This window comes from Mycolicibacter senuensis, from assembly GCF_002101885.1.
GTDB classification, from domain to species: domain Bacteria; phylum Actinomycetota; class Actinomycetes; order Mycobacteriales; family Mycobacteriaceae; genus Mycobacterium; species Mycobacterium senuense.
Window position 1 is genome coordinate 14,415 of sequence record NZ_LQPS01000046.1, and the last position, 15,432, is coordinate 29,846.

Below are 15,432 nucleotides of genomic sequence, written 5' to 3' on the forward strand. Positions count from 1 at the left end.
CGACGCGGTACTGTCGTGACCGGCGAATGGTCACAACGCAGTAGGCAGAGGGATCCGGGCATGGCCGTGGCGGACAAGTCAGAGAAGATGACGGCGCGCGAAGCCAAGCGCCTGCAGACGCGCGAGCGCCTGCTGGGTGCGGCGACGGCCGAGTTCAAGCGGACCGGGATGGCGCAGGCCGACGTCGGCGCCATCGTGGCCGCCGCCGGCGTCGCGCACGGCACGTTCTTCTTCCACTTCCCCACCAAGGAACATGTGCTGCTGGAGCTCGAGAAGCGTGAAGAGGACCGGATGGCAAAGCAGTTCGGCCGGTACCTGGACAAGGGGCATGACCTGGAATCCGCCCTGACCGAGGCGGTGCGACTGGTATTGGGGCTGGAACGCCGCCTCGGCGAGCTGTTGTTCAAGGATTTCCTGGCGCTGCACTTCTCCCAGACCCGCCCGGCCGCCGAGGACGGTAGTGATCACTCACTGGTCCTGCTGTTGGGCAAGCGCATTGAGCAGGCCCAGGCCGAGGGGGAGGTGGATCCGGAGGTCCGGCCGATCAACAGTGCGGTGTTCTTCTTGCTCGGCCTCTACGCGCTGGCGATCACCACCAAGGATCCGATGCGTCACGAGTTGCTCGAAGATTTGGTGAAACGCACCATGCACAGCGTGGCCGTGATCGCCTGATCAATCCTTGTCGGCAGCGCCATTGAATGACTAGAGTCAGTCAACATGCCTGGTGCACTGTCGGTTGAAGAGCATATGGAAGCGTCGCGCCTTGCCCAGCGTCAGGCGGACAAATGGCTGATCAGCGGAAGCATCCTGATAGGAACTGCGGCACTGGGTATTTTCGGCCTGCCGTTGTTCCTCCGGGGAGTGTGGCTGCTACGGCGGGCGCAGCGGAACGGAATGTCGGTGCGGCCGATGCTGGTGACCCTGCTGGGATACCTGGTCATCGTCGATTCGGCGATCAACACCGTGGGGTGGGCCCTCGACCTGATCGGTAGTCACAGCCTGCTGGCGCGTGTGCTGCTCAGCGGCTGGGGCTACATGTTCGACGCCGGATACTTCTGGCATTTCAACGAACTCTGGGTCGGCGGTGCTGCCGGGCCCGGCGAAAAGGCCATGGAAGCGGGCATGATTCTCACCGTGTTCACCATGCGGATCGCGGCCGGGATCGGGTTCCTGCAGATGAAGCGCTGGGGTCACCAGTGGATGGTCGTCACCTGCTGGATGGGCGTGGTGATCTGGGTGTTGTACGTCTTCAACATGACGATGTTCGCCGACGTGCGGTTCGCCGGGGTGATCTTCCCGGTCGTGGGCTGGTGGCTCTACGACATCTTCTACATCACCCCCTTCCTTGCGATCCCCTATCTGCACACGGTGAACCGCGAGATCTTCACCGACTGAAGACCCCGCGCCGCGGTTTTCCGGCTCCGGTCGCCTTCCCCAGTGTCCGTTCTATTGACTAAAGTCAGTCAATTGGTTAGAAACAGTGCACCATGACTCCACAGCTGCGCCAGCTCCGGCGCGACACCCGCCGACGCCAGAGGCGGGTCGCCGCGGTCTCCGGGCGGTGTCACGGTGGCGAACGAAACAGCATGCGCAACACGCTGTCCCCCGCCGCGGCGCGCGGCCTGAACCCGTCAACAAGGAGGTCCGACCATGGACTACGTCTGGGAGATTCTGCGTTACGTCGCGGCATGGGGCGGTACCGGTCTGGTCATCTGGTTCTGGTACTGGATGTTCTCCAACATCGGCACGTTCTGAGCCCGGCGCACGTCCGCTCGGGAGCGACGGTTCATGACTGACCTCGACCAGACGGCCGCCATGGCGTTGGAACGCAGCTGCTCGGTCACCGCGGTCGCGCTGAGCGAGGAGAACCGCGCCGGTGTGCGGCTGGTCACCGGCGACCACCGCGGATTCGGCCTCAGCACATCGCGCAGTCACGTGCACGTGCCCTACCCGCCATTGCGGGCCGACTGGACCCGGCGATCGTTGACCTGCGGGATCGCCCTGCAATGCGCATCGTCGAAGGACCGGCTGGGCCAGTACCGGATCAACGAACTGTCGGCACGCGAACTGCGGGCGCTGACCGTCGTGGAAGCCGGCGTCGCCCTGGGCTGGATCGCGGCGCGGTGGCCGGGCCTGATGCCCGAGTTCGGCCGTCTGCTACCAGAACTCGCGCCGGCAGACCCGCAGCTCGAGGCGCGAGACATGATCGGTCGGGCCATCGAGGCGGCCCGGGGATCGGATCAGGCGGAGCTCGACCCGCTGCTGGGCCGGCTGCCGGCGATCTACACAGCGCCCACCGGGCTGACCGACAGACTGCGGCGGCAGTTCGGCAGGATGCCCTGGACCACGACGCAAAAGCGGATGCCGCGACCGTACTCGGTGCCCGTCGGCGGTGACGGTGGAGTACGCAATCCGAACCTGCCTCCGCCGAGCCGACCGCAGGACAACGACACCGATGTCACCCCTGAGCACCGTCCGGGAATCCCGTATCCGGAGTGGAACTCCTGGACTGAGCGCCTGATGACCGACCACGTGGCCGTTGTGGAGTTGGCGCGTGACCGACGAGTCGGTGCCCCCACCACGACCTCGGCTGACCTGCGCAAGTGGTTTCAGGAGGACACCCATCGAGCGATGGTCAACCGGCTCGAGGATGGGTCGGATCTCGATATCGACCAGTACGTCCGACATTACGTCGACCTGCGCACCGGAGAGGCCGGCGAGCCCCGACTGTTCCGCCACCTGTTGCCGTGTGACCGCGATGTCAGCACCGCGTTGCTGCTCGACGGCAGCTCCTCACTGGGGGTACACGGGGGACGGGTGTTCCGGCTCGAGCTGGCCTGCGCGGATGCGTTGTCCCGCGCAATGACTCACGCGCGTGAGCGGCACGGCATCTTCGTGTTCACCGGTAACACCAGACATCGGGTGGAAGTCCGTTGCCTGAAGGACTTTCCGGAGGCCCGCTTCGTCCCGCCGAGCGGAATGGGGTTGTCCGCCGGTGGTTACACCCGCCTCGGCGCCCCGATCCGGCATCTGACCAGCCGACTGCTCGACCAGCCCTCGGAGCGCCGGCTGCTCATCATCATCGGCGACGGGATGATCTCCGACGAAGGCTACGAGGGTAGGTACGCCTGGTCGGATGCTGCGCATGCGGTGGAGGAGGCCAACGAGGCCGGTGTGTCGGTCTACTACGTGGGCGTCGGGCCGACACGCGTCGACCCGTTGCCCGAGGTTTTCGGACCCAAACGCTCACAACGGATCAGCCGGGTGGAAGAACTGCCACGCGTACTGGCACGCGTCCACCGCGAACTGATCAGTACGTAAGAGAGGAGCCACATGAGCAGCGACATATATTATTCGAACGCAAACGAGGTCCGACTCTTCGAGCAGGCCTTCACTCGGAAGATCCCGGTGATGCTGACCGGCCCGACCGGCTGCGGCAAGACCCGGTTCGTCGAGCATATGGGATCACTGCTGGGGCGGCCCGTCATCACCATCAGCTGCCATGACGACCTGACCAGCTCAGATCTCGTCGGACGGTTCATGGTGACCGGCGGTGACGTCATTTGGACCGACGGGCCACTGACCAGGGCGGTCAAGACCGGTGCCATCTGCTACCTCGACGAGGTGGTGGAGGCGCGTCACGACTCACTGGCGATTCTGCACTCGCTCACCGATCATCGGCGCACCCTGTATCTGGATCGGGCCGACGAAGTGGTCCGGGCGCCAGACGATTTCATGCTCGTGTGCTCCTACAACCCGGCGTACCGGAGTTCGTTGAAGGAGCTCAAACCGTCGTTCCGGCAGCGCTTCGCCACCTTGCCGATGACCTACCTTCCTCCCGAACGGGAGGCGCAGGCCGTCGTCGCGGAGACCGGTATCGAACTCGCCGCCGCGCAGCGACTCGTGCAGTGCGCCATCGCCATCCGCACCGCCGATGAGGCGTTCCACTTCGAGCCGCCGTCGACCCGGGTCCTGGTCACCGCAGCACAGCTCATCGCGGCCGGTGCCGGCGAATTGGAAGCGGCCGAAGCGTGCATCCTCGCGCCGCTGAGCACCGATGGTGCCATCAGTGAAGGGCTGCGCGAGATCGCGGCCGCAAGTCTGCTCGACGTCGACAAACTCTAGAAAGGACATCCGAAATGGCCGACCAGCGAGAGCAGAAACGCAAAAGGGCCCTGATCGTCTTCCAGATCGTCATCTACGGCTATTTGCTCACGATGTTCCTGATCCAGCTGTACATGTCGTTCGAACGGGGCTGGTGGTACCTGTGACCACCACCGATCCACCGGTCGGTCTGGACGAGCATCAGGAGCAGTCCAGGCTCGCCCAGTGGCAGGCCGACAAATGGATGATCGTCGGGGCTGCACTCATGGGCATGTGGGCGCCCGGGTTGATCGGCTTCCCGATCTTCATGCGCGGGGTGTGGTTGCAGCGCGAAGCCCAGCGGGCGGGACTGTCGGTGCGGCCCATGATCGTTACCCTGATCGGTTATCTGGTGCTGATCGACGGCATGCTCAACAGCCTGGGCTGGTCCCTGGATCTGGTCGCCAACCACACCCTGATCAACCGGGTGCTGCTGATCGGCTGGGGCCACATGTTCGACGCCGGCTATTTCTGGCACTACAACGAACTGTGGGTCGGCGGTGCCGCCGGACCGGGGGAGAAGTCCATGGTCTTCGGCATGATCCTGACGGTGTTCGCGATGCGCTGCGCGGCCGCGATCGGCTTCTTGCAGATGAAACGCTGGGGCCACCAATGGATGATCGTCACCTGCTGGATGGGTGTGCTGATCTGGGTTCTGTATGTCTTCAACATGACCATGTTCGCCGACGTGCGCTTTTCCGGGGTGATCTTCCCGGTCATCGGCTGGTGGCTCTACGACATCTTCTACATCACCCCCTTCCTCGCCATCCCGTATCTGCACACGGTGAACCGCGAAATCTTCACCGACTGATCAAGGAGCACAACCATGGAAACCGCTGCCGCCGAGGACTTGCCACCGGGCACCACGCCCTACTACGCGCGCATGCACACCTGGATCAAGCGTGCCACTTTGGTGTGCCTGGTCGCACTGGTCATCGAAGGCGCCTTCACTTTGCCGTTCATGGCGGTCTACTACGGTTACCCGACGCTGAGCCTCACCCAGATCTGCAGTGAGCTGCTCAAAGTGCGCTACTCCGACGACACCCTTGAGTGCAAGTACCCCTACCCGCCGCTCGGACCTCCGGAGGGGGCCGAGGCCAAGGGCACCGCCAAGGACATCTGGGGGATTCAGCCCGTCCCGCAGTATGACCGGCTCGGCTTCCGGGAACTGGTCGACCGGTACGAGGCCCGGCTGGCCAGACAACAAGCAGCACAACAGCAGGGCGGTTGAGGGTGCCGGGCACGGCACTGCCGCACTTCGCCTACGCCGACCTGCCGATGGCCGACGATCGGGGTAAAGGCTGGGCGGCGCTGCGCGATCTCGGGCCCGTGGTGTACGGCGAGGGTGCCTACTACCTCACCCGACGCGATGATGCGCTTGCCGCGCTGCGTAACTGGGAGGTCTTCTCCTCGAGAATCCCCTACGGCGACATGATCAGCCCGGTTCCGTTGGTGCCATTGGGCTTCGACCCGCCCGACCACACCCGGTACCGGCAGCTGCTGCATCGCTACTTCAGCCCCCAGGCCCTGATGGCCATGCTGCCCTCGCTGCAGTCGCAGGCCGCCGAGATCATCTCCGAGATCGCCGAGCAAGATCGGTGTGAGGTGATGGCCGAATTGGCCACCCCCTACCCCTCGCAGGTGTTCCTCACACTGTTCGGTCTGCCCCTCGAGGATCGGGACCGCCTGGTCGCTTGGAAAGACGCGATCATCGCGTTGAGTCTGACCGACGACCCCGCCAGCGTGGATCTCACCCCGACGGTGGAACTGTTCGGCTACCTCACCGAAGCGGTTGCGCGGCAACGCAAGGAACCGCATCCCGGCATTCTCTCGGAATTATTGCGCGGCGCAGACCCGCTCGACGACAACGAGGCCACCGGACTGTCCCTGGTGTTCGTGCTGGCCGGGCTGGACACCGTCACCGCAATGATCGGTACGACGATGCTGGAACTGGCCCGCCGACCCGGGTTGCGTGCGGCATTGCGCGACGATCCCGACGGTGTCGCGGTCTTCGTCGAGGAGATGATCCGCCTCGAACCTGCGGCACCCGTCGTCGGGAGAGCGACCACCCGCCCGGTCACCATCGCCGGCGTCGAGATTCCCGCGGGCGCCCAGGTCCGCCTCTGCCTCGGTGCGATCAATCGAGACGGCAGCGACGAGCTTTCCGGGAACGAACTCGTCCTCGACGGAAAGGTGCACAAACACTGGGGGTTCGGCGGCGGGCCACACCGCTGTCTGGGATCACACCTCGCCCGTATGGAGCTCAAGCTCGTGGTCTCAGAATGGCTGGCCCGCATTCCCGATTTCGGGCTCGCGCCGGGTTTCGTACCAGAGATCACCTGGCCGTCGGCGACGTGCGGGCTGCCCACGCTGCCGCTCAGGCTCGGGCCGCACTCATGACCGACGCGGCTCGAACAGCGCGGCGACCTCGGCGGGCCGCACTTTGAGCGCGGCATTGCGCGGCAGTTGTTCGACGACGACGATCGCCACCGGCATATGATGGCTGGGCAACGTTTCGCGGACCAGCGTCATCAGCTCCTCGGCCGAGGGGGTGGCGCCACTGTGCCGCAGTTCGACTGCGGCCGCCGGAACCTGGCCCAGTCTGGCATCGGAGATGCCGACCACGCAGGCGTCGCGTACCGCCGGATGTGACATCAGCACCGCGCGCACCGTTTCCGGCAGGATCTTGAAACCGCCGCGGTTGATCGCGCCATCCGCGCGCCCGTGAATCGTGACGAAACCGTCGGCATCCACCGAGGCGAGATCAGTGGTGCGGATCCACTCCGGTCCGATCACCTGCACCCGGGCCTCGAGAAGACCGCGCTTACCGATCGGCAGTACCGCGCCGGTGTCCGCATCCACGATGCGAACCTGCACGCCCGGCAGTGGCCTGCCCGAGCTCGCCGGTCTGGTGTCGCGGTATCGCCGGTATAGCTCCGGCGTCCAGGCGCAGACCGAGCCGGCGAATTCCGTGGCACCGTACGCCCAGAGCAACGGTATGCCGTAGCGGCTCTCGAATTCCTCGCGTAACCGCGGCGCCAGCGGGCCGGACCCGCCGGGCAGGTACTCCAGCGAGGCCAGATCTGTTTTGGCGACGCCGGCGTCGAGCAGCATTCGCAGTATCGCGGGCTGGACGCCGGTCCGCCTGATCGCATAGGTCTTGACCGCCCGCACCCACTCGTCGACGGTGAACTTCTCCAGCAGCACCACCCGCCTGCCGACGTAGGGCCCGGCCAGCAGCTGGCAGATTCCGATGCTGCCGAACGGCCAATACACCAGTTCGGGAGGATCGTCGGGGGACGGGTGCTGCCCCACGGTCATGGTCAGCACGGTGTGCTGCAGTGCCGACGTCGATACCCGCACCCGTTTGGGCGCCCCGGTGGTGCCGCTGGTCAGGAGGTGCAGCCCAGGGGCGAGCCTACCGCCGGATGCTGCGTCGCCGACTTGCCGTCGCACGGCGATGGTTTCGACAGCGAGCGGCTCGGGAATCAGCCCGATTCCGGCCGATCCGATGTGCGTGACGGCGTCGCGTACCGGCGCGGTCCAGTCCTGCTGGTCGGCCAGGATCGCCGGCAGCCGCAGCGCGGTGATGTCGCGGGCAATGGATTCCGGTGATTGGTAGGAGTAGATCATCGCGACCGGACGGCCGGCGGCGATGAAGCCGAGGATGGCCGCGGCGTGCGGGACCCGGTTGCGCACCACCATGCCGACCGGCTCACCCGGGCCGATCCCCGCCCTGGCCAGGTGGTCATCGACCGATGCGATATAGCCGGTGATGTCGTTGCCGGAGTACCACTTTCGTTCGAACTCGATGCACGGTGCCGCACCGTAGCTGTTCAGGCCCGCGGACAGCGCCGCGCAGAACCGGTCCATTCCCGCCTCAGTACTGGGTGCAGCCCTGGTCCACCGGAACCGCGGCGGCAGTGACAAGGTGCGAGTCGTCGCCGGCCAGCCAGCACACCGTGCCGGCGATGTCCTCCGGTTCGGCTACCCAGGTGGGCAGGAACGGGGTGAGCATCTGCGAGAGCTGCGGATTGGTCTCCATGGCTTTGCCCAACGCGCTGACCATGTCGCCGGTGCCCATGTCGGTGTTGACCGGGCCTGGGTGCACGCTGTTGACCCGGATGCCGTGCTTGCCCAGTTCGGCGGCGAATGCGCGGGCCATTCCGGTGACGGCGTGCTTGCTGGCGGTGTAGTGCACCATGAACGGCTGCATCTTGATGCCGGCCGCCGAACTGATCAGGATGATCGAGCCGCCGCGCCCCCCGTCGATGATGTGTTGCGCACCGGCCATCACGCTGTTCCAGGTGCCGGTCACATTGATGTCCAGCACATCGCGAAAGTTCTCCGGGGTGATGGCATCCCAGGCCTGCGGGGCCGCGACACCGGCGTTGGCGACGATGATGTCCAGCCGTCCCAGGGTGGCCACCCCGGCGGCGACGGCCTCCCGCAGACCGTCGTAGTCGCGGGTGTCGACCACCGCGGACACGATGCGCCGGCCGGTGTCTTCCACCAGGCGCACCGTCTCGGCCAGATCTTCCGGGCTCGCCGGGTTATACGGCACGCAGTCCGGAAGTTTGCCCGCCACGTCGACGGCGATGATGTCGGCGCCCTCGGCGGCCATCCGCACCGCGTGTGCGCGTCCCTGCCCGCGCGCCGCGCCGGTGATGAACGCGACCCGGTCGGTCAGTCGTCCCGTCATTAGCCGTTCCCTCCGTTGATGGTTCACGCCTGGCGTTGCGCCGCTTTGACCAGACCCGAGCCGATGATCAGGCGCTGGATCTCGCTGGTGCCTTCATACAGGCGCAGCAGCCGGACATCGCGGTAAATGCGTTCGACCGGAACCCCGCGCATGTAACCGGTGCCGCCGTGGATCTGCACCGCGAGATCGGCGACCTTGCCGGCCATCTCGGTGCAGAACAGCTTCGCCGCCGACGGTGCGATCCGCCGGTCCTGTTCGGTGACCCACATTCGCGCCGCATCACGGACCATGGCCCGGCCGGCCAATACGCCGGTCTGCTGGTCGGCCAGCATCGCCTGCACCAGTTGAAAACTGCCGATCGGTGTGCCGCCCTGGGTGGCGCTGGCGGCATAGCCGACCGACTCGTCGAGGGCGCGCTGGGCGGCGCCCACCGCCAGCGCGGCGATGTGCACCCGCCCACGCGCCAGCGAGGTCAGTGCGGCCCGGTAGCCGAGGTCCTCGCTACCGCCGACCAGGGTGGCGTCCGAGACGCGAACGTCGGTGAAGCTCACATCGGCGGTCCAGGCGCCCTCCTGGCCCATCTTGGCGTCCTTGGCGCCCACCTCGACGCCGGCGGCGTCGGCGGGCACCAGGAAGACCGCGATACCGGCGCCCTGCTCATCGGCCGGGCGGGTGCGCGCGAAGACGATGAACAGATCGGCCGTCGGGGCGTTGGTGATGAACCGCTTCTGTCCGATGATCAGCCAGTCCGAACCATCGCGGACCGCCTTGGTCAGCAGTCCGGCCGGGTTGGAGCCGGCCCCCGGTTCGGTGAGCGCGAAGGAGGCCACGACGTCACCGGTGGCAATAGGGGCCAGCCAGCGGCTTTTCTGTTCCTCGGTGCCGAAACCGACCAGCACCTGTCCGGCGATGCCGTTGTTGGTGCCGAACATCGAGCGCACCGCCAGCGACGTGTAGCCCAGCTCCATGGCCAGCTCGACGTCCTGGGTGAGGTCAAGCCCCAGCCCGCCCCACTGCTGCGGGATGGCGTAGCCGAACAGGCCCATGTTCTTCGCCTGTGCGCGCAGGTCGTCGGGAACGCGGTCCTCGGCGAGGATCTCGGCCTCTCGCGGTACGACCGCGGCGCGAACGAAATGGCGGGTCTGGGCAAGGATCTCGGCGAAATCCTCGTCGCTGACTTCACTCATCGACGCCGCTTCTCCTCACGTCCGACACTTGAACGACCCATTACCGCCGACGATCATATATGAAATATGATGACGTAAACATCTCACAGAAGGCGGGTGATCGAGTGTCCTTGCTGACCGGTCAAACAGCGGTCGTCACCGGCGGGGCCCAGGGTCTGGGCTACGCGATCGCGGAGCGATTCATCGCCGAGGGCGCCCGGGTGGTGCTCGGCGACGTGAACCTGACGGCCACCGAGGAGGCCGCTGCGCAGTTGGGCGGATCCGAGGTGGCGCGAGCGGTGCGCTGCGATGTCACCAACTCCGCCGAGGTCGACGCGTTGGTCGCCGCCGCGGTGGAGATGTTCGGTGGGCTGGACATCATGGTGAACAACGCCGGTATCACGCGCGACGCCACCATGCGCAAGATGACCGAGGAGCAGTTCGATCAGGTGATCTCGGTGCACCTCAAGGGCACCTGGAATGGACTGCGGGCGGCCGCTGCGATCATGCGCGAACAGCAGCGCGGTGCCATCGTCAACATGTCATCGATCTCGGGCAAGGTCGGCATGGTGGGCCAGACGAATTACTCGGCGGCCAAGGCCGGCATCGTCGGCATGACCAAGGCGGCGAGCAAGGAGCTGGCATACCTGGGGGTGCGGGTGAACGCGATCCAGCCAGGGCTGATCCGATCGGCGATGACCGAGGCGATGCCGCAGCGCATCTGGGATTCCAAGGTGGCCGAGGTGCCACTGGGGCGGGCCGGGGAGCCCGATGAGGTGGCCAACGTCGCGTTGTTCCTGGCCTCCGGCATGTCCTCCTACATGACCGGCACGGTGCTCGATGTGACCGGCGGCAGGCACCTATGAGCGGCGTCGAGATTGCGCTCACGCAGGTGTTCACTCGAACTTTTGCTGCGTATATGCAATCTCGCGACATGGGGCGAACATGCGCGACGCGGTGATCTGCGAACCGGTCCGGACCCCGATCGGCCGCTACGGCGGGATGCTCAAGTCGCTGACCGCCGTCGACCTCGGCGTCGCCGCGCTCAGCGGCCTGCTGGACCGCACCGGGCTGCCCGCCGACACGATCGACGACGTGGTGCTCGGCCACTGCTATCCCAACAGTGAGGCACCGGCCATCGGACGGGTGGTCGCGCTGGATTCCGGTCTGCCGGTGACGGTTCCGGGCATGCAGGTCGACCGCCGCTGCGGCTCTGGGCTGCAGGCGGTGCTGCAGGCCTGCCTGCAGGTCGGCAGCGGCGACTGCGACGTGGTGATCGCCGGCGGCGCGGAGAGCATGAGCAATGTGGCGTTCTACTCCACCGACATGCGCTGGGGCGGGGCCCGCGGCGGGGTCCGGATACACGACGGCCTGGCGCGTGGCCGCACCACCGCCGGCGGCCGGGACTACCCGGTCCCCGGCGGCATGCTGGAGACCGCCGAGAACCTGCGCCGGGAGTACGGCATCTCCCGCGCCGAGCAGGACGAGCTGGCGGTGACCTCGCACCGGCGCGCGGTGGCGGCCCAGCAGTCCGGCGTGCTGGCCGAGGAGATCATCGGCGTCACCGTGCGCTCCCGCGGCGGCGAGGAGCTCATCGACACCGACGAGCACCCCCGGGCCGACACCTCGGTGGAGTCGCTGGCCAAGCTGAAGCCGGTGCTGGGCAAAAGCGATCCGGACGCCACCGTCACCGCCGGCAACTCCAGCGGCCAGAACGACGCGGCGTCGATGTGCGTGGTCACCACCCGCGAGAAAGCCGAGCAGCTGGGCCTGACCCCGTTGGTGCGACTGGTGTCGTGGGGTGTCGCGGGAGTCCCGCCCAACGTCATGGGGATCGGGCCGGTGCCCGCCACCGACGTCGCCCTGGGCAAGGCCGGACTCCGGCTGGCCGACATCGACCTCATCGAGCTCAACGAGGCGTTCGCCGCGCAGGCACTCGCGGTGATGGCCGCATGGGAATTCGGCGCCGCCGACCGGGATCGGACCAACGTGCACGGTTCGGGGATCTCGCTGGGGCATCCGGTCGGCGCGACCGGTGGGCGGATGCTGGCCACACTGGCCCGCGAGCTCAACCGGCGCGGCGCCCGCTATGGACTGGAGACCATGTGTATCGGCGGCGGCCAGGGGCTCGCCGCCGTCTTCGAAAGGGTCGGGTCGTGACCAAACTTGCACAAACCCTGGGGCTCACCGAGTTCCAGACCGAGATCCTCGACACCGTCCGCCGATTCGTGGACAAAGAAGTCATTCCGGCGGCCGGCGAGCTGGAGCGCACCGACACCTATCCGCAGGCCATCGTGGACTCGATGCGGGAGATGGGCCTGTTCGGCCTGATGATCCCCGAGGAATACGGCGGGCTGGGGGAATCCCTGCTCACCTACGCGCTGTGCGTCGAGGAGTTGGCCCGCGGCTGGATGAGCGTCTCCGGTGTGCTGAACACCCATTTCATCGTCGCCTACATGTTGCGCCAACACGGCACCGACGAGCAGAAGCAGCGTTTCCTGCCGCGGATGGCCACCGGCGAGACCCGCGGCGCGTTCTCCATGTCCGAGCCCGAACTGGGGTCCGACGTCGCCGCGATCCGCACCCGTGCCACCCGGCAGCCGGATGGCGGATACCTCATCGACGGACAGAAGATGTGGCTGACCAACGGCGGTAGTTCCACGTTGATCGCCGTACTGGTACGCACCGACGAGGGCGCCGACAAACCCCACCGCAACTTGACCGCCTTTTTGGTGGAGAAGCCGGTCGGCTTCGGCGAAGTCCTTCCCGGACTGACCATTCCGGGCAAGATCGACAAGCTCGGCTACAAGGGCATCGACACCACCGAGCTGATCTTCGACGGGTACGCCGCCGCCGACGACGACGTGCTGGGCGGTGCGCCCGGCCAGGGTTTCTTCCAGATGATGGACGGTATCGAGGTGGGCCGGGTCAACGTGTCGGCGCGGGCCTGCGGGGTCGGTATCCGGGCGTTCGAGCTCGCGGTGCGCTACGCCCAGCAGCGCGAGACCTTCGGGAAACCCATCGCCGAGCACCAGGCGATCGCCTTCGAGCTCGCCGAGATGGCGACCAAAGTCGAAGCGGCGCACCTGATGATGGTCAACGCCGCCCGGCTCAAGGACTCCGGCGAACGCAACGACGTGTCCGCTGGGATGGCCAAATACCTTGCCAGCGAGTTCTGCTCGGAGGTCACCCAGCAGAGCTTCCGGATCCACGGCGGCTACGGCTACTCCAAGGAGTACGAGATCGAACGGCTGATGCGCGACGCGCCGTTCCTGCTGATCGGCGAGGGCACCAGCGAGATCCAGAAACAGATCATCAGCAAGCGACTGCTCGCCGACTACCGAGTCTGAGAAGTGGGCGCCCCCGACTTCCCGGTGCGGTCCCAGCTCTCCGAGGACGTGGCCCGCTTCGTTCGCAAGCGAATCTTCAGCGGGGACTACATCGCCGGGCAGTATGTGCGGCTGGACCAGCTGGCGGCCGAGCTGGGCGTCAGCGTGACACCGGTGCGCGAGGCGCTGTTCGGGCTGCGTGCCGAGGGGCTGCTCGACCAGCAGCCCCACCGCGGATTCGTCGTGCTGCCCGTGACGCGGCGCGACATCACCGACGTCTCCGACGTTCAGGCGCACATCGGCGGCGAGCTCGCCGCGCGGGCGGCGGCCAACATCACCGATGAGCAGCTACGCGAACTCGATGAGATCCAGCACCAACTCGAAGACGCCTACAGCGCCGATGACGAAGAACGGGCGGTGCGGCTCAACCATGAGTTCCACCGCGCCATCAACGTCGCCGCCGACTCGCCCAAGCTCGCCCAGCTGATGTACCAGATCACCCGGTACGCACCGGAATCGGTGTTTCCCACCGTTTCGGGCTGGCCGGCCAAATCGATCAGGCACCACCGCGCCGTGCTGGCGGCGCTGGCCAAGCGCGACGAAGGACTGGCCCGCACGGCGATGGCCGAGCATCTGGCCGCCGGTGCGACCCCACTGATCGATCACCTCGTCGAGCACGGTGTGGTGGAGCCGGCGAACGGTTCGGGTCGGCGTCGCCGGCCATCGCACTGAGGGTCGCCGTCAGCTGGTGAACATGCCGCCGAACGGTCCGATGAAGCCGAGGATCGGGTCGATCACGGCCTGTTGAATGCCGGTGTCGTCCAGCAGGTCCTGGATGGCCAGACCGATCGGTGCCTCGAGGGCGAAGAACGCGGTGAAGGGGTTGAAGTCGGTGTTGAGTTGCGCGACGGCGTCGTGATACGCCTCGCCGATGTTCGCTTCTGACCACGACTGCGCCTGGGCCAGCCAGGCTTCCAGCTCGCTGTATCCGGGCAGTTCTGCGCCGAACAGCGTCGCGGCATTGTCCGCGCCCTGCACGACGGCCTTGGCGAACTCGATGCTGAAGGTCAGCGGATCCAGCGTCGGGATCAGCTGAATCGGCGTCGGCTCGTCGAATGGGACCGACCGGTCGTAGCCGGCCTCGATGATGACCTGCAGCGCCGGCTGTATGACGTCGAGCACCGGTTGGGGCACCCCCAGGCTCATCAGCGGGCCCAGCAGCGGCAGGGTGGTCGACGGGATGAGATAGAACGTGGTGTCGCCGTAGACCTGCTTGACGATCTCGGTCGAACCGAGCACGTACTCATCGGCGTACGGGCCGGCCAGCGGGTCCGACGGCGGCCAGAGCCACGGATTGCCCGGAAGCGGCCCGTCACCGTAGGCGGCGTGGGAGTAGATGATGCCGAAGAACGAGTTGGCGACGGCCAGCAGGTTGACCGGGTACTGCGGGAAGTCGGAGAAGAAGTCGTACTGGTTGGAGATGTCGATGGTGGGGATGCCCAGATCGGTCGGGCCGGCGCCGGGAAATGCGCCGCCCAGCCCGGGGATGACCAAACCCTCGAACCGCGCCACCTCGCCGCCGTTGGGGCGGCTGGCAGAGCCGAGCAGCAGAAAGGTGACATCAGGCTGATCTGATGCCGGCAGCTCGGCGAGCTGGGCCTTCGGCATGACCGCGATCATCGCGCTCTGCGAGTAACCCTGAACGACGAACGGCTGGCCGGGGTGGGCTGCCAGCTGGGCGGCGATCGCGTCCTGCAGGTTCGCCAGGCCGGTGGGAACCGAAGTGCTGGCGAAGGATTCCGGCGTGGGAACCAGCACCGAGGTGTAGTCGCCACCGGTGGCGGGGTTGATGTAGTCGGTGACGATCGCGTCGCGCCAGGCCTGGCCGGGCGTCGGCATGCCGGTGCCGCCCATCATCAGCGCGTTGAGCGTGCCGTCGGAGCCGTCGGCCTGTGCCACCGGAGCTGCCAGCCAGGCCAGCGTCATCGCTACCGCGGCCAACTGCGCTGACCGGACAGCGTGCCCATTGCGCGCCACGGCCCACCCCCTGAACGTGTACAACGCCCAACGATAAGCTCAGGTCGATATAAGC

Annotated in this window: 16 protein-coding genes; 12 read left to right on the top strand and 4 right to left on the bottom strand. The window is 66.6% G+C overall.

All coding sequences use genetic code 11. The features are described from left to right. Nucleotides 1–60 precede the first annotated feature (60 nt). From AWC24_RS17630 to AWC24_RS17660, 8 genes are all read left to right on the top strand, one after another. Complete coding sequence (locus tag AWC24_RS17630; protein ID WP_085087234.1) at nucleotides 61–672, top strand: TetR/AcrR family transcriptional regulator; 612 nt, start codon at nucleotides 61–63, stop codon at nucleotides 670–672. Between the two features lie 45 nt (nucleotides 673–717). Beyond that, nucleotides 718–1,395 (top strand): hypothetical protein, encoded by a 678-nt coding sequence (locus tag AWC24_RS17635; protein ID WP_085087236.1) that lies wholly within the window; start codon nucleotides 718–720, stop codon nucleotides 1,393–1,395. A 393-nt stretch (nucleotides 1,396–1,788) separates the two neighbouring features. Beyond that, nucleotides 1,789–3,321, top strand: a complete 1,533-nt coding sequence (locus AWC24_RS17640; RefSeq protein ID WP_085087238.1) for a nitric oxide reductase activation protein NorD — start codon at nucleotides 1,789–1,791, stop codon at nucleotides 3,319–3,321. A 12-nt stretch (nucleotides 3,322–3,333) separates the two neighbouring features. Beyond that, complete coding sequence (locus AWC24_RS17645) at nucleotides 3,334–4,125, top strand: CbbQ/NirQ/NorQ/GpvN family protein (protein ID WP_085087240.1); 792 nt, start codon at nucleotides 3,334–3,336, stop codon at nucleotides 4,123–4,125. Nucleotides 4,126–4,139: 14 nt separating this feature from the next. Continuing rightward, on the top strand, nucleotides 4,140–4,271 hold the full coding sequence (locus tag AWC24_RS23385; protein ID WP_019736260.1) for a hypothetical protein: 132 nt from the start codon (nucleotides 4,140–4,142) through the stop codon (nucleotides 4,269–4,271). Beyond that, nucleotides 4,268–4,954 (top strand): hypothetical protein, encoded by a 687-nt coding sequence (locus AWC24_RS17650; RefSeq protein WP_085087242.1) that lies wholly within the window; start codon nucleotides 4,268–4,270, stop codon nucleotides 4,952–4,954. Before AWC24_RS23385 ends, AWC24_RS17650 begins: the two co-directional genes overlap by 4 nt. Before the next feature lie 15 nt (nucleotides 4,955–4,969). After that, nucleotides 4,970–5,374, top strand: coding sequence for a hypothetical protein (locus tag AWC24_RS17655; RefSeq protein WP_085087244.1), 405 nt, complete (start codon nucleotides 4,970–4,972; stop codon nucleotides 5,372–5,374). A 47-nt stretch (nucleotides 5,375–5,421) separates the two neighbouring features. After that, the gene (locus tag AWC24_RS17660; RefSeq protein WP_085087428.1) at nucleotides 5,422–6,543 is read left to right on the top strand and encodes a cytochrome P450; all 1,122 of its coding nucleotides are present in this window, start codon (nucleotides 5,422–5,424) and stop codon (nucleotides 6,541–6,543) included. Here the strand turns inward: AWC24_RS17660 and AWC24_RS17665 are convergent. Genes AWC24_RS17665 through AWC24_RS17675 form a run of 3 tightly spaced genes read right to left on the bottom strand, consistent with a single transcriptional unit; the run spans nucleotide 6,538 to nucleotide 10,032 of the window. Continuing rightward, nucleotides 6,538–8,016, bottom strand: a complete 1,479-nt coding sequence (locus tag AWC24_RS17665) for a class I adenylate-forming enzyme family protein (RefSeq protein WP_085087246.1) — start codon at nucleotides 8,014–8,016, stop codon at nucleotides 6,538–6,540. The two genes, AWC24_RS17660 and AWC24_RS17665, sit on opposite strands and share 6 nt — an antisense overlap. A 7-nt stretch (nucleotides 8,017–8,023) precedes the next feature. Then, complete coding sequence (locus AWC24_RS17670; protein ID WP_085087248.1) at nucleotides 8,024–8,845, bottom strand: mycofactocin-coupled SDR family oxidoreductase; 822 nt, start codon at nucleotides 8,843–8,845, stop codon at nucleotides 8,024–8,026. A 23-nt stretch (nucleotides 8,846–8,868) separates the two neighbouring features. Beyond that, entirely contained in the window at nucleotides 8,869–10,032 is a 1,164-nt protein-coding gene (locus AWC24_RS17675; RefSeq protein WP_085087250.1) for an acyl-CoA dehydrogenase family protein, read from the bottom strand. A gap of 104 nt (nucleotides 10,033–10,136) precedes the next feature. On the opposite strand from AWC24_RS17675, the gene fabG reads away from it, so the two are divergent. The 4 genes from fabG to AWC24_RS17695 all read left to right on the top strand — a co-directional run bounded on the left by fabG (nucleotide 10,137) and on the right by AWC24_RS17695 (nucleotide 14,072). After that, nucleotides 10,137–10,877, top strand: a complete 741-nt coding sequence (fabG, locus tag AWC24_RS17680) for a 3-oxoacyl-ACP reductase FabG (protein ID WP_234807413.1) — start codon at nucleotides 10,137–10,139, stop codon at nucleotides 10,875–10,877. Between the two features lie 79 nt (nucleotides 10,878–10,956). Further along, the gene (locus AWC24_RS17685; protein WP_085087256.1) at nucleotides 10,957–12,171 is read left to right on the top strand and encodes an acetyl-CoA C-acetyltransferase; all 1,215 of its coding nucleotides are present in this window, start codon (nucleotides 10,957–10,959) and stop codon (nucleotides 12,169–12,171) included. Then, on the top strand, nucleotides 12,168–13,361 hold the full coding sequence (locus AWC24_RS17690) for an acyl-CoA dehydrogenase family protein (protein ID WP_085087259.1): 1,194 nt from the start codon (nucleotides 12,168–12,170) through the stop codon (nucleotides 13,359–13,361). Before AWC24_RS17685 ends, AWC24_RS17690 begins: the two co-directional genes overlap by 4 nt. A 3-nt stretch (nucleotides 13,362–13,364) precedes the next feature. Next, nucleotides 13,365–14,072 (top strand): GntR family transcriptional regulator, encoded by a 708-nt coding sequence (locus AWC24_RS17695; RefSeq protein WP_085087262.1) that lies wholly within the window; start codon nucleotides 13,365–13,367, stop codon nucleotides 14,070–14,072. 9 nt (nucleotides 14,073–14,081) lie between these two features. Here the strand turns inward: AWC24_RS17695 and AWC24_RS17700 are convergent, their stop codons facing one another. After that, nucleotides 14,082–15,377, bottom strand: coding sequence for a PE-PPE domain-containing protein (locus AWC24_RS17700; RefSeq protein WP_133055735.1), 1,296 nt, complete (start codon nucleotides 15,375–15,377; stop codon nucleotides 14,082–14,084). Nucleotides 15,378–15,432 lie beyond the last annotated feature (55 nt).

Coding starts and splice junctions, on each gene's coding strand:
- AWC24_RS17640 (WP_085087238.1), top strand. CDS start 1,789: ATGACTGACCTCGACCAGACGGCCGCCATGGCGTTGGAACGCAGCTGC.
- AWC24_RS17675 (WP_085087250.1), bottom strand. CDS start 10,032: ATGAGTGAAGTCAGCGACGAGGATTTCGCCGAGATCCTTGCCCAGACC.
- AWC24_RS17635 (WP_085087236.1), top strand. CDS start 718: ATGCCTGGTGCACTGTCGGTTGAAGAGCATATGGAAGCGTCGCGCCTT.
- AWC24_RS23385 (WP_019736260.1), top strand. CDS start 4,140: ATGGCCGACCAGCGAGAGCAGAAACGCAAAAGGGCCCTGATCGTCTTC.
- AWC24_RS17685 (WP_085087256.1), top strand. CDS start 10,957: ATGCGCGACGCGGTGATCTGCGAACCGGTCCGGACCCCGATCGGCCGC.
- AWC24_RS17660 (WP_085087428.1), top strand. CDS start 5,422: ATGGCCGACGATCGGGGTAAAGGCTGGGCGGCGCTGCGCGATCTCGGG.
- AWC24_RS17670 (WP_085087248.1), bottom strand. CDS start 8,845: ATGACGGGACGACTGACCGACCGGGTCGCGTTCATCACCGGCGCGGCG.
- AWC24_RS17645 (WP_085087240.1), top strand. CDS start 3,334: ATGAGCAGCGACATATATTATTCGAACGCAAACGAGGTCCGACTCTTC.
- AWC24_RS17630 (WP_085087234.1), top strand. CDS start 61: ATGGCCGTGGCGGACAAGTCAGAGAAGATGACGGCGCGCGAAGCCAAG.
- AWC24_RS17665 (WP_085087246.1), bottom strand. CDS start 8,016: ATGGACCGGTTCTGCGCGGCGCTGTCCGCGGGCCTGAACAGCTACGGT.
- AWC24_RS17655 (WP_085087244.1), top strand. CDS start 4,970: ATGGAAACCGCTGCCGCCGAGGACTTGCCACCGGGCACCACGCCCTAC.